Here is a 13,916-nt window from a genome sequence, read left to right as displayed (position 1 = left end):
TCTCGGTCAAGGAGCTGGAGATGCTGGCGGCCCGCTTTGTCGGCTCAAGCCGGGTCAAGCGCGCTTTTGGTCGCTTCGCCGGTGAGCGGGGCGGCACCCTTGCTCCGCAGATGCAGGCTTCGGCCGAGCTGATTGCCCACACCGAGCGGCTGCTGGCGGGGGTATTTGGCACTTCGTCGGCGCGGCTGGTGCTTGCCTCTGCCCTGCAGGGGCGCAACATGCAGCTCGAGGAGATCGCCACCATAGTCGATGAGGCCTCCGACGTGTTTCGCTTCAACCGCGGCCTGCTGCAGGGGGCGATCGAGCATATCGGGCAGGGGATCTCGGTGGTGGACAGGGAGCTTAGGCTGGTGGCCTGGAACCGCCGCTACATCGAGCTGTTCCACTATTCGCCGGGGCTTATTCAGGCAGGGCGCCCCATCGAGGAGATCATTCGCTACAACGCCCAGCAGGGGCTCTGTGGCCCCGGCGATATCGAGGATCACGTGGCGCGGCGGGTCGCCTTTATGAAGCGGGGCAGCGCCCATATCTCGGCGCGGGAGCGCCCGGACGGGCGGGTGATCGAGATGCAGGGCAACCCCATGCCCGCCGGCGGTTTTGTCATGACCTTTACCGACATCACTCCGTTTCGCGATGCGGAGCGGGTGCTGCGCGAAGCGAACGAACATCTGGAGGCACGGGTGGCCGAGCGTACCCGTGAGCTCTCCGAACTCAACCGCCAGCTGCTGCTGGTGAACCAGCAGGTGGAGCGGGCCAATCAATCCAAGAGCCGTTTTCTGGCGGCGGTCAGCCATGATCTGACCCAGCCCCTCAATGCCGCCAAGCTGTTTACCTCCTCCCTGCTGGAGATGCTGCCCGATGCTGGTGAGCAGGCCCGCATCGCCCGCCATATCGACGATGCGCTGGGGGCGACCGAGGATCTCATTACCGATCTGCTCGATATCTCGCGGCTCGAAGCGGGCAAGTTCAAGGCCAAGAAGCTCGACTTTGCCCTGCGCGATCTGCTCGACAACCTCAAGGCGGAGTTTGGCGTGCTGGCGCAGGCGGGAGGGATCCACTTCTCTGTGGTGGAGAGCAAGCTCGCGGTTCACAGTGATGTGCGGCTGCTGCGTCGGGTGTTGCAGAACTTTCTCACCAATGCGTTTCGCTACAACCCGGGGGGCCGGGTGCTGCTCGGTTGCCGCCGGATGGGGGAGAAGATCCGTATCGAGGTATGGGACAACGGCCCCGGCATCCCGCAGGACAAGCAGGAGGCGATCTTCGACGAGTTCTCCCGCCTCGATCACTCCCGTACCGCCAAGGAGCAGGGGTTGGGTCTGGGGCTTGCCATCGCCCGCGGCATCTCGCAGGTGCTCGGTCATCAGCTCACATTGCAGAGCTGGCCGGGCAAGGGATCGGTCTTTGCGGTGACCCTCAATCTGGCGACCCGGCCGGTCACGGCCCATCAGCTGGCGGCGCCGGTGGCGCGCGACAGCCAGCTGGAAGGAGTAGCCGTGCTCTGTATCGACAACGAGCGGGACATTCTGACCGCCATGAGCACCCTGCTCGGCCGTTGGGGCTGCGAGGTGCGCTGCGCCGTCGATCTGGCCGAAGCCGAGGCGCTGGTGGCAGACGGGTTTGTGCCGAGATTGGTGCTCTCAGACTACCACCTCGACGATGGCAAGACCGGGTTGGAGGCGCTCGCTGCCTTGCAGCGGGTGTGTGGCGACGAGCTGGGAGGCATCATCATCAGTGCCGATCGCAAGAGCGAGTTGCAGGCGCAGATCCGCGAGCGGGGGTATGGCTACATCAGCAAACCGGTCAAACCACTCAAACTGCGGGCCCTGATGAACAGTCTGCTGCTGCGCTAGCCGCATCCGGGGCGGCTAGCCGTGAACCGGCTCACAAAACCGTACAATGATCCTGTGGCCCGTGGTCATGGATCAATGCCGAAAACAGAGATTTATTGGCGAAGATCTCTTCATGTTCCTGCGTAATGGTCGCTAGTTACAACATTGGTCTGCCACTGTCGGTGAACGCCGACAGTGGCAGACCGGATTGGCTCACTCTATAGTCGGGATGCGATTTTTTGCATCGCAAATGAAGTAACCGAAGGGCAAATCGATCGCGAGATCGGGACGCAAAGCTTCCGGTCCAGGGATGAGCCGTACTTGAGATAGCGGGGCCACCACAGGTTGTTGTGCACCTTTGCCAAGAGGCCGCACTGCCGTCTGCGTTACCTGTCAGGGCGTAGCCCTTTTCGTTGCCAACATAACGAAATTGGGAAATATAAAAAATGCTAAGTCCAAAGCCTACCATGCTGGCCCTTGCGGTCGGTCTGTGCTGCGCCTCGTCCGCTTATGCTGCGTCGCCCGGCAAGCCGACCATAGGATGGGGTCCCACCAAGTTTTCCATCGTTGAAGTCGATCAGGCGGCCACTGCCTACAACAATCTGGTCAAGGTAAAGGATGCCGCTGATGTGGAGGTGAACTGGAACCTCTGGAGCGGCGATCTGGGCCAGAGTGCCAAGGTACTGCTCAATGGTCAGGAGGTGTGGTCCGGCCCCTCGGCCGCAGCGGGCAGCGCCAAATTCAAGGTGAAGAAAGGGGGGCGCTACCAGATGCAGGTGGCGCTGTGCAACGCCGATGGCTGTACCCTCTCTGATGCCAAGGAGATCGTGGTCGCCGATACCGACGGAAGCCATCTGGCACCACTCAAGGCGCCACTGCAGGAGAACAACAAGCCCTACGCCAACAAGTCCGGCAAGGTGGTCGGTACTTACTACGTGGAGTGGGGGGTCTATGGCCGCAAGTTTACGGTGGACAAGATCCCGGCCCAGAACCTGACCCATATCCTCTATGGTTTCACCCCCATCTGCGGCGGGGATGGCCTCAACGACAGCCTCAAGGAGATCGAAGGGAGCTTCCAGGCGCTGCAGCGGGCGTGTGCCGGTCGCGCCGACTTCAAGGTGGCGATGCACGATCCCTGGGCCGCCATCCAGATGCCGCAAGGCAACCTCACTGCTCATGACGAGCCCTACAAGGGCAACTTTGGCGCCCTGATGGCGCTCAAGCAGGCCTATCCGAACCTCAAGATCCTCCCCTCGGTCGGCGGCTGGACCCTCTCCGATCCCTTCTATTTCCTCGGTGACAAAACCAAGCGCGATGTGTTTGTCGGCTCGGTGAAAGAGTTCCTGCAGACCTGGAAGTTCTTCGATGGTGTGGATATCGACTGGGAGTACCCGGGCGGACAGGGCGCCAACCCGAAACTGGGCAGCCCGAGCGATGGTGCCACCTATGTGGCCCTGATGAAGGAGCTGCGGGCCATGCTCGACGAGCTGGGGGCCGAGACCGGTCGCCAGTATGAGCTCACTTCCGCCATTGGAGCGGGGGGCGATAAGATCCAGGATGTGGACTACAAGGCGGCCCAGCCCTACATGGACCACATCTTCATGATGACCTACGACTACAACGGTGCCTGGAGCAACACCGAGCTGGGTCACCAGACCAACCTCTATGCGGCGAGCTGGGACCCCGATACCAAGTACACCACCGACAAGGCGGTCAATCAGCTGCTGGCGCAGGGGGTTGAACCGGGCAAGCTGGTGGTCGGTGCCGCCATGTATGGCCGTGGCTGGACAGGTGTGAGCGGTTATCAGGGCAACAACCCCTTCACCGGCAAGGCGACCGGCAAGGTGAAAGGCACCTGGGAGGACGGGGTGGTGGATTACCGCGACATCGTCAACAACCGGATGGGGGCGGGCTGGGAGAAGGGCTACGACGAAGTGGCCGAGGCGCCCTATCTGTTCAAGGCGGCGACCGGCGATCTCATCACCTATGACAACGAGCGCTCGGTCAAGGCCAAGGGGCAGTATGTGCTGGCCAACAAGCTCGGTGGCCTCTTCTCCTGGGAGATCGATGCCGACAACGGCGACATCCTCAACGCCATGCACGAGGGGTTGGGTCACGGCAGTGGCGTCACGCCACCGGCCAACAAGCCGCCATTGGCCAATGCCGGCAATGACCTCAAGGTGACCGGCCCGACCGAGGTGACGCTGGATGGTTCGGCCTCCCACGATCCGGAAAATAGCGCTCTCAGTTATAGCTGGAAGCAGATCTCCGGGCCGCAGGCTGGCTTGCTTGATGCCACTCAGGCCAAAGCTCGCGTGGTGCTGGATGCCGTGACTGCCGACATCAATCTGGTGTTCGAGCTGACAGTGACCGATGACCAGCAGTTGAGTGCCAAGGATCAGGTTGTTGTCACCAACAAGGCGCCGCAGGCCAATCTGGCGCCGGTGGTGAGTGTACCTGCTATGGCCTCTGTGGAGGCGGGCAAGCAGGTGACCATCAAGGCGACCGCCTCCGATCCGAACGGTGATCCGTTGACTTATCAGTGGAGCGTGCCGGCAGGCATCACCGCAACGGGTCAGAACAGCGCCACTCTGGTGGTCACCGGCCCGAACGTCACCAGCGACACGGGCTATGACCTGAGCGTCACCGTCTCCGACGGCGGGCTGGATGCCAGTGCGGCAACCCGTCTGACGGTCACTCCGGCCAGCAGCGGCGGTGGTTGCACGGCGACCGATCCGGATGCGGCCAACTGGCCAGTCTGGAAAGCGGCCAGCACCTATTACAGCGGCGACAAGGTGAGCCATAACCAGCTGGTGTGGCAGGCCAAGTACTGGACCCAGGGCAACGAGCCTAGCCGCACCGCGGATCAGTGGCTGCTGGTGAGCAAGGTGCAACTGGGTTGGGATGCCAATGTGGCCTACAACGGTGGCGAGATCACCACTCATAACGGCCGTCAGTGGAAGGCGCAGTACTGGACCAAGGGCAATGAGCCCGGCAAACACGACGTCTGGCAGGATGTGGGGGCCGCCAGCTGTAAATAAGCATTGAATGGTGGCGGGGCATGCCAGTCATGCCCCGTTTTTTCTCCCCGCTTCGCCACATTCTGGTGGGTCTGCCAATCGGTTTCCCCACCCCGCTTCTCTTTTGTGCCTACAAAGCAGCCCTTCCGGGCTAGTGATTAATGCTCTCCCCGATAGCTGGCATCTGTGCCGCACGTTGCTCTTTGTGGTGCCGCTTGTGTTGGTACATGTCGGTATCGGCTCTGGCAAACGCAGCGGCAAAGTCGCCGCGATAGGGGGCCATCCCCATGCTGCACGAGATAGTGGGGGAGGCGCTGGCCAGCATGGTCGTCAGCCTGGTCATCGCCTGTTGCAGCTCGGTCGGTGTCAGAGTGGTGAGCAGCACAAACTCATCCCCGCCGAAGCGGGCGGCAATCACTCCCTGACCGAAGTGCTGGCGTATGCCATCTGCGATAAGGCGCAGGGCCTGATCACCCGCCAAATGGCCACTGCTGTCATTGAGCTGCTTGAGATTATCCATGTCGATCAGCAGCAGGGTGCCTTCCGGCTGCCCCTGCAGAGCGAGTTCGAATTGCTGGCGATTGGCGAGCCCGGTCAGCTGGTCGGTATTGGCCAGCTGATAGATGCGGCGGGACTGCTGATAGATGGTGATGGCGTGGCGAATATCCCGCGCCAAGATCGCCATCAGGTGGCTGTCGTAGCGGGTAAAGGCATTACGTTTGCTGCTGTCCATATTGATCATGCCGTAGAGCTGACCATCGATATGGATCGGGGTCGCCAGCGTGGCCTGGATGGGCAGGTCGGTGCAGTTGACCAGCAGCTCTCTGTCCTGTTCGGACAGGGGCATGGTGGCATTTATCTTCGACAGGTCGTTGATCAGCAGTGTTTTGTTGCAGCGTCCCTGAGTCAGCTTGTACTGAAAGGTGTGCTCCAGCGGCAGATTGATCCGCTGCAGTTTCACCAAATCCATGCCGATGGCCGCTTCATACCTCAACATGCCCGTGCCCGGCAGCAGCTTGATCAGGCAGCCCATCTCGGCCCCCGGGATCAACATCACGGCTCGTCTGAGCAGATCCTCCAGAAAGGCCTCTTCGGTCTGGTATTGCGCCGAGTTGCGGGCCAGTTCGGCGGTGGTTTCGTTGATCTTGAGCGCCTCACTCAGATGCTGCCACTGGCGGTGCAGATGGTAGCGGTAGTGGCGATAGAGCCAGAAGGTGCAGATAAGGTAGCTCTGGACTAGCAAGGTGCTGGCAAGCGGCGCTCTTTGCCAGCCATTGAGGTTGTTGATAAGCCAGATCATTCCGGCAAGTGGCAAGGCATAAATCGTCAAACGAACAAATTTGTCGTATCTGGATAACCGGGTGCGTGAGGGCAGTTCGCTGGGCATGAAGACACCTGCTGGCCATGCAAAGCGGCGATTATAAATTCATTAGTTGCGATACAGATGGGTCTTTTGTCGCATATTGTTCTTACTCATTGATTTTTCTCAATTTGGTGTGATGCAGATCAAAAAAATGGTGTGAGGTATCTGGTTGGAGGTGATGAGATTATGTCTGCATATCCGGCTGTTTTTTAAACATTAATTTCTTGAAAGTGGGTAATTGTCGGGGTTGGAAACCGGTGGGCTTGCAATGGTCCGATTTGCTTACTTATCAGAATTTCCCTACAGTCAATCGGCGATTATTTTGCGATTATTTATCGCCAGAAATAACGTTGTGACAAGGGCAAACCGATTGAAAAGTCGGGACGCAAAGCTTCCGGTCTAAGGGTCAAGACGACTTAGGATAGCGGGGCCACCACAGTAGTATGCAGGCTGCCTTTGCCAAGGGGTGGCCGTTTTTGTGTCACCTGTCGTGTTGCGTTGCCCTTTCGTTTTTCCCATAACGAAACGAAAAGGAAAGCAATATGCTAAGTCCAAAACCTGCACTGCTGGCCATGATGGTCGGCACCCTGCTCGCCTCCTCCGCCGCTTATGCGGCAGCTCCCGGCAAACCCGCCATCGGTTGGGGCCCCACCAAGTTTGCCATCGTCGAAGTCAACCAGTCTGCGACCGCTTATAACGAGCTGGTCAAGGTGAAGGATGGCGCCGATGTGACCGTCACCTGGAATCTCTGGAACGGCGATATCGGCCAGAGTGCCAAGGTGCTGCTGGATGGCAAGGAGGTGTGGTCCGGTCCCTCTTCCGCCGCGGGTACCGCCACCTTCAAGGTGCACAAGGGGGGCCGCTATCAGATGCAGGTCGCGCTGTGCAACGGCGATGGCTGCACCCTGTCTGATGCCAAGGAGATCGTGGTCGCCGATACCGATGGCAGCCACCTTGCGCCGCTCAAGCCTGCCCTGCAGGAGAATAACAAACCCTATGTCAACAAGTCCGGCAAGGTGGTCGGCACCTACTATGTGGAGTGGGGGGTCTATGATCGCAACTTCACCGTGGACAAGTTGCCGGCCCAGAACCTGACCCATATCCTCTATGGCTTCACCCCGATCTGTGGCGGTGATGGCCTCAACGACAGCCTCAAAGAGATTGCCGGCAGCTTCCAGGCGCTGCAACGTGCCTGTGCCGGGCGCAAGGATTTTCAGGTCGCCATTCACGATCCCTGGGCCGCGCTGCAAAAAGGGCAGGGGTCACTGGTCGCCTGGGATGAGCCCTACAAGGGCAACTTCGGCAATCTGATGGCCCTCAAACAGGCCTATCCGGACCTGAAGATCCTCCCCTCAGTCGGTGGCTGGACCCTCTCCGACCCCTTCTTCTTCATGCATGACAAGGCCAAGCGTGACGTGTTCGTCGCCTCGGTCAAAGAGTTCCTGCAGACCTGGAAGTTCTTCGACGGTGTCGATATCGACTATGAGTTCCCGGGCGGCGACGGTGCCAACCCCAATCTGGGGGACAAGACCAAAGATGGGGAAACCTATGTGCTGATCATGAAGGATCTGCGCGCCATGCTCGACGAGCTGGAGGCCGAGACCGGTCGCACCTATCAGCTCACTTCCGCCATCGGTGCCGGTTACGACAAGATTGAGGATGTGGATTACAAGGCTGCCCAGCAGTATATGGATCACCTCTTCGTGATGAGCTACGACTACAACGGTGCCTGGAGCAATACCTCCCTGGGTCATCAGGCCAACCTCTATCAGGCCACCAACGGCTCGGCCAACAAGCGCTACAACACTGATGCAGCGGTACAGCAACTGCTGGCGCAAGGGGTCGACTCGGAAAAGCTGGTGATCGGTGCCGCCGCCTACGGTCGCGGCTGGAAAGGGGTGAGCGGATATCAGGGCAACGATCCCTTCACCGGCACCGCCACCGGCAAGATCAAGGGCACCTGGGAAGATGGCGTGCTGGATTATCGCCACATCGTCAACAGCCATATGGGCGCAGGCTGGGAGTACAACTACGACGAGACTGCCGAAGCGGCCACCCTGTTCAAGCCCTCCACCGGCGAGCTGATCACCTATGACGACGAGCGCTCGGTCAAGGCGAAAGGCCAATACGTGCTGGCCAACAAGCTGGGCGGGCTCTTCTCCTGGGAGATCGATGCCGACAACGGTGACATCCTCAACGCCATGCATGAAGGTCTCGGCCACGGCGAAGGGGTCACTCCGCCAGCCAACAAGCCGCCGGTCGCCAACGCGGGCAGCGATGTGGCGGTGACCGGCCCGGCTACCCTGACGCTGGATGGCTCAGCCTCCCATGATCCGGAAAAAGGCTCTCTGACCTACAGCTGGAAGCAGGTTTCCGGTCCGCAAGCCGTGCTGGGTGATACCACGCAGGCCAAGGTGCGGGTCGATGTGAATGCCGTGAGCGCAGATACCGCGCTGGTGTTCGAGCTGACGGTGACCGATGACCATCAACTGACCGCCAGGGATCAGGTGGTGGTGACCAACAAGGCGCCGCAGCCCAACCTGCCTCCGGTGGTCACTCTGCCCGCCAGCGTCAAGGTGGAAGAGGGCAAGCAGGTGAGCATCACTGCCAAGGCATCCGACCCCAACGACGACGAACTGATCTATCAATGGCAAGTGCCTGCCGGTATCACGGCGACCGGCCAGAACAGCGCCACCCTGGTGGTCACCGGCCCGGCGGTCGATGTCGAAACCGGTTATGACCTCTCTGTGACCGTCTCCGATGGCGCACTCGATGCCAACGCGGCCACCCGTCTCACCGTCACGCCAATCAACGAAGGTGGTGAGGGTGGCTCTTGCAACACCACAGATCCGGAAGCAGCCAACGTTCCCGCATGGCAGGCCAGCAAGGTCTACAACGGCGGTGACAAGGTGAGCCATAACCAGCTGGTATGGCGTGCCAAGTACTGGACTCAGGGCAATGAGCCGAGTCGCGCCGCCGATCAGTGGGCGCTGGTGAGTCAGGTTGATCTGGGCTGGAACGCAGCCGTTGCCTACAACGGCGGGGATCTCACCAACCACAACGGCCGTCAGTGGAAGGCCAAGTGGTGGACTCAAGGCAATGAGCCGGGCAAGCACGATGTCTGGCTGGATATCGGGGCAGCAAGCTGTAACTGAGGCCTCCTCACCGATGACGGGGCATGGCGACATGCCCCTCATTCCCGGTAGCAATATGAACGAGAACCCGACAATGACCACAAATGTGACCCGCATCGCAGCCCTCATCATGGCAACCCTGGCGGCTGGCCCCCTGTCTGCCACCACCTCACCCCTGATATTCAATGAGACGACACCGCAAAGCGATCTGGCGGGCAGTCTGGCTGCCAGCGTGCAGTTTGCCCAGAGCCAGATCCTGCCGTCCCATCCCAAAGAGGGGGATCGCCAACCCATCCTGACCAGCCTGCGCAAGAGCCTGCTGCTGGTGAAACCGCTCCAGGCCGACGGGGTGACCCCGATGACGGTGGAGGCTCGTGACGGCAGAGGCAAGCTGCTTGGCACCCTGACCTTGTCGCCGCCATCGGCGCTGCCCGAGACGGTTTACCACCTCGCGGGGGTTCCCGAAGGCGGAGTGAGCTTCGTCCCGGAGAGCGGCACCACTGCCGTCATCAGCAGCAGTGCTGATTTGGCCAAACTGAGCGACAAGAGCGGCGCCTTCCTCAAGGATCGGCTGACTGGTCACGCGCTGGTGGAGATCCAGACCGCCGACGGCCGCTGGGTTCGGGATATCTACCTGCCCGTGAGCCCGGAGCTGGAGGGCAAGATGGTGCGGATCCGCTCCAGCGCCGGTTATAACTCGACGGCCTTCTATGGCGAGCGACAGGTGACCGTCTCCCGTGGCCAGACCCTGCAGTTCAAGTTTGCCAATGGGCAGTGGTTCCGCGAGGGGGAGCTGGAGAACAACCGCATCACCTATGCAGCGGATACCTGGAGCGGCGAGCTGCCTGCCGAGTGGATCCTGCCCGGACTGAACCTCTCCGTTCGTCAGGGCAATCTCAGTGGTGAACTGCGTGACATCAAAGTCGGCGCCCCCGGCGAGCTGCTGCTGCACACCATCGACATCGGCATGCTCACCACGCCGCGGGATCGCTTTGCCTTTGCCAATGACAAGGAGGCTCATCGCGAATACTTCCAGACCATCCCGGCCAGCCGGTTGATCGTCAGTCAGTATGCACCGCTCTCCCTGCCTGAGGTGATGCTGCCCAACGGCACCTTGCTGACCGACTTTGACCCAAGCGAAGGGGGGTGGCATGGCGGCACCATGCGCCAGCGCATCGGCAAGGAGCTTATCTCCCACGGGATCGACAATGCCAACTACGGCATCAACAGCAGTGCCGGTGAAGGGGAGGGAAGCCATCCCTTTGTGGCGGCCCAGCTGACGGCGCACAACAGTCGCGGCAAGTATGCCAATGGAGTTCAGGTGCACGGTGGTTCCGGTGGCGGTGGCATCGTCACGCTGGATGATTCGCTGGGCAACGAGTTCAGCCACGAGGTGGGCCATAACTTCGGCCTTGGCCACTATGTGGATGGCTTCCGTGGCTCGGTTCACCGCAGTGCCGATCAGCTCAACTCCAGCTGGGGCTGGGACAGTGACAAACACCGTTTCATCCCCAACTTCTCGCCGACCCGAACCAATGAGGATGCCTGTCTGGATGGCCAGTGCCAGCCGCCGTTCGATGGCCGCAAGTTTGGCTACGATGCGATGGCGGGCGGCAGCCCTCTCTCCGGCGCCAACCGTTTCACCCTCTATACCCCCAATTCCGCCGCAATCATCCAGCGTTTTCTGGAGAGCAAAGCGGTATTCGATGCCAACTCGGCCACCGGCTTTAGCAAGTGGAACAGTGCGACGGCCAGGATGGAGCCCTATCAGCACACAATCGAGGGGATCGAGAAGGTCGATGCACCCATGGATGCTCTGAGCGAGGCCGGACTGAGTGCCCTGCTGGCGGATTACGGCTTGGTCAGGGTTGCCATGTGGGATGGACGCTGGACTCGTGATATCCGGGTGCCGGTTGCCTCTGCGGACAACCGTGGGCGCAGTCTGACCATCGATCACGGGGCCGGTTACAACAGTCGTCTCTTTATCAACGGCAAGGAAATTGTGGTGAACCGGGGCTTCAAGAAGAGCTTCACCTCGGATGGCCAGAGCTGGGTGGAGGTCTCCCCCATCGATACCAAGGTTGCGCGCAAGCCGGAGCAGTTCGGCGTGCCGGTGACCACCCTGGTGGGCTATTACGACCCGCAAGGAGCCCTGCGCAGCTACATCTATCCGGCTCTGCACGGCGCTTACGGCTTCACCTATCCGGATGACAGCAACACCCTGTCCGGCAATGACTGCCAGTTGCAGGTGGAGACCCGCGATGGTCTGCAGCGCTTCAGGCTGGCCAATCACCGGGCGGCGAGCAGCGTCATGAACAAGTTCCACATCAACCTGCCCACCGCCAGCGAGCCCGGTCGCGCCACTATCCAGTGCCGTGGCCAGACACTGGTACAGCAGAGCTTGTTGCCACCGCAGCAGACCCTCTCCTTTACCGTCAACGGGTGGCCGCTGGAGCAGGGCGTGGTTGAGAACCAGCCTCCGGTGGTAACCGTACCGGCACAACTCGGCGGCATCGGCGGTGAGTGGCTGACCATCACTGCCGAGGCGAGCGATCCCGAGGGCGATGCGCTGAGCTACCGCTGGCACTTCCCGGCGGGCTGGCAGGCAGAAGGCGAGACCAGCGCCAACCTGCGTCTGCTGCCGCCGGCAGTCACCACCAGCGAGCAGCATGAGCTGAGTGTGAGCGTCTCGGACGGGGTACATCAAAGCGAAGGGCGCGTCGTGCTGACGCTGGAGCCCGTGGTCGACGGCTCTTGCAACACCACAGATCCGGAAGCGGCGAATGTTCCCGCATGGCAGGCCAGCAAGGTCTATAACGGCGGCGACAAGGTGAGCCACAACCAGCTGGTATGGCGTGCCAAGTATTGGACTCAGGGCAATGAACCGGGCCGCGTCGCCGATCAGTGGGCGCTGGCGAGTCAGGTTGATCTGGGCTGGAGCGCGACCGTTGCCTACAACGGCGGTGAGCTGACCAACCACAACGGCCGTCAGTGGAAGGCCAAGTGGTGGACTCAAGGCAACGAGCCGGGCAAACACGATGTCTGGCTGGATGTCGGGGCGGCAAGCTGCCCCTAGGTTGAGTCCATGATGAAGATGGCGGAGCCTGTTCAGGCAGGCTCCGCCTTTTGCCACAAAACCATAGAGAGCAACAATAATGAAAAAAAATCGCATATCCCTTCTGCTTGCCGGCTTGATGCTGAGCGGCCACCTGTGGGCGGCCGAGGCATACGACATCAACAAATCCTACCCGGGCGGCAGCCAGGTTAATTACAACGGCCAGGTTTTCGAGGCCAAGTGGTGGGTCAACCCGGGTCAGACTCCGGGCATGGCGGCCGCCCATGAGTGGGATACCCCGTGGAAGCTTGTCGGCGAAGGGGAAGTGACCCCGCCGGACACCGGCGGCGATGACAAGCCCAATCCGCCAACGCCTACCCCGCCGGATGGCAGCACCACCCCCGTCTATATGAGCCAGGCCGAGCTGGATGCCAAAGAGAAGGCGCTGACCGACTTCCCGGCGATGGAAGCGGTCAAGGCTTCCATCGCTACCCGGGACAATCTGGTGGTCGAGGCGGTGCAGCCGGGCCGTGTCGACAACCCGGGCAACGTCAAGCGGGTCGAAAGCCTGCTGAGCGAGGGTCAGTTCAACTACCTCTTCCCGCTGCGCGCCCCCGAGTACACCTATCGCGGCCTGCTGCAGGCGGCGGCCAAGTTCCCGGCCCTGTGCGGCGACTACAGCGACGGCCGCGATGCTGACGCCATCTGCCGCAAGACCCTGGCGACCATGTTCGCCCACTTCGCCCAGGAGACCGGCGGCCATGAAAACTGGCGCCCGGAAGCCGAGTGGCGTCAGGCGCTGGTCTACGTGCGCGAGATGGGATGGAATGAGACCATGCGCGGCGGTTACAACGCCGAGTGCCGCCCCGATGTGTGGCAGGGTCAGCAGTGGCCGTGCGGTACGTTCGACAATGGCGAGTTCAAGAGCTACTTTGGCCGCGGCGCCAAGCAACTCTCCTACAACTACAACTACGGCCCCTTCTCCGAGGCGATGTTCGGCACGGTGCGCACCCTGCTCGACCGCCCCGATCTGGTGGCCGACACCTGGCTGAACCTCGCCAGTGCGGTGTTCTTCTATACCTATCCGCAGCCGCCCAAGCCCTCCATGCTCCATGTCATCGATGGCACCTGGCAGCCGAATGACCCTGACAAGCAGAACGGTCTGGTGCCGGGCTTCGGGGTCACCACCCAGATCATCAACGGTGGGGTGGAGTGCGGCGGCCCGGTCGAGCACGCCCAGTCCCAGAACCGCATCAACTACTACCGCGAGTTTGCCAACTACCTCGGAGTGGCGGTGCCATCCGACGAGGTGCTGGGTTGCAAGAACATGAAGGTGTTTGACGACAATGGCGCCGGTGCCTTGCCCATCTATTGGGAGCAGGACTGGAGCTATGTGGCAGAGAACCCCAACGGCGGCAAGAGCTATGCGTGCAAGCTGGTGGGCTACCAGACCCGCTTCAGCGCCTTCAAGGCAGGGGATTACAGCCGCTGCGTTCAGCACTTCTATCCGGAGGT

6 protein-coding genes and 2 riboswitches are annotated in these 13,916 nt (G+C 61.1%); of the genes, 5 read left to right on the top strand and 1 reads right to left on the bottom strand.

Annotation, left to right across the window (positions count from 1 at the left end; translation table 11 throughout):
- Both L972_RS20840 and L972_RS10615 read left to right on the top strand, forming a co-directional pair.
- A partial coding sequence (locus tag L972_RS20840) for a hybrid sensor histidine kinase/response regulator (protein WP_047438234.1) occupies positions 1-1,850 on the top strand: 1,850 nt, incomplete at its 5' end.
- A 234-nt stretch (positions 1,851-2,084) separates the two neighbouring features.
- Positions 2,085-2,172: riboswitch (cyclic di-GMP riboswitch) on the top strand.
- A 103-nt stretch (positions 2,173-2,275) separates the two neighbouring features.
- Positions 2,276-4,870: a glycosyl hydrolase family 18 protein gene (locus L972_RS10615; protein WP_047438111.1), complete on the top strand. Its 2,595-nt coding sequence runs from the start codon at positions 2,276-2,278 to the stop codon at positions 4,868-4,870.
- A gap of 130 nt (positions 4,871-5,000) precedes the next feature.
- Here L972_RS10615 and L972_RS10610 read toward each other — a convergent pair whose 3' ends face one another.
- A complete protein-coding gene (locus L972_RS10610; protein ID WP_047438109.1) occupies positions 5,001-6,236 on the bottom strand; it encodes a sensor domain-containing diguanylate cyclase in 1,236 nt (411 codons plus the stop codon).
- Positions 6,237-6,562: 326 nt separating this feature from the next.
- Positions 6,563-6,650, top strand: a riboswitch (cyclic di-GMP riboswitch).
- Between the two features lie 104 nt (positions 6,651-6,754).
- On the opposite strand from L972_RS10610, the gene L972_RS10605 reads away from it, so the two are divergent.
- The 3 genes from L972_RS10605 to L972_RS10595 form a co-directional block, all read left to right on the top strand.
- Positions 6,755-9,367 (top strand): glycosyl hydrolase family 18 protein, encoded by a 2,613-nt coding sequence (locus L972_RS10605; protein WP_047438107.1) that lies wholly within the window; start codon positions 6,755-6,757, stop codon positions 9,365-9,367.
- A gap of 73 nt (positions 9,368-9,440) precedes the next feature.
- A complete protein-coding gene (locus L972_RS10600) occupies positions 9,441-12,422 on the top strand; it encodes a M66 family metalloprotease (RefSeq protein ID WP_231560914.1) in 2,982 nt (993 codons plus the stop codon).
- Positions 12,423-12,501: 79 nt separating this feature from the next.
- On the top strand, positions 12,502-13,916 hold a 1,415-nt coding region (locus L972_RS10595; RefSeq protein WP_047438212.1), incomplete at its 3' end, for a glycoside hydrolase family 19 protein.

The organism is Aeromonas sp. ZOR0001, from assembly GCF_000801015.1.
Classification (GTDB): Bacteria; Pseudomonadota; Gammaproteobacteria; order Enterobacterales; family Aeromonadaceae; genus Aeromonas; species Aeromonas veronii.
The sequence above is the reverse complement of the archived record's forward strand: the minus strand, read 5'-3'. Positions and strand labels throughout refer to the sequence as shown.

Coding starts and splice junctions, on each gene's coding strand:
- L972_RS10610 (WP_047438109.1), bottom strand. CDS start 6,236: ATGCCCAGCGAACTGCCCTCACGCACCCGGTTATCCAGATACGACAAA.
- L972_RS10605 (WP_047438107.1), top strand. CDS start 6,755: ATGCTAAGTCCAAAACCTGCACTGCTGGCCATGATGGTCGGCACCCTG.
- L972_RS10615 (WP_047438111.1), top strand. CDS start 2,276: ATGCTAAGTCCAAAGCCTACCATGCTGGCCCTTGCGGTCGGTCTGTGC.
- L972_RS10600 (WP_231560914.1), top strand. CDS start 9,441: ATGACCACAAATGTGACCCGCATCGCAGCCCTCATCATGGCAACCCTG.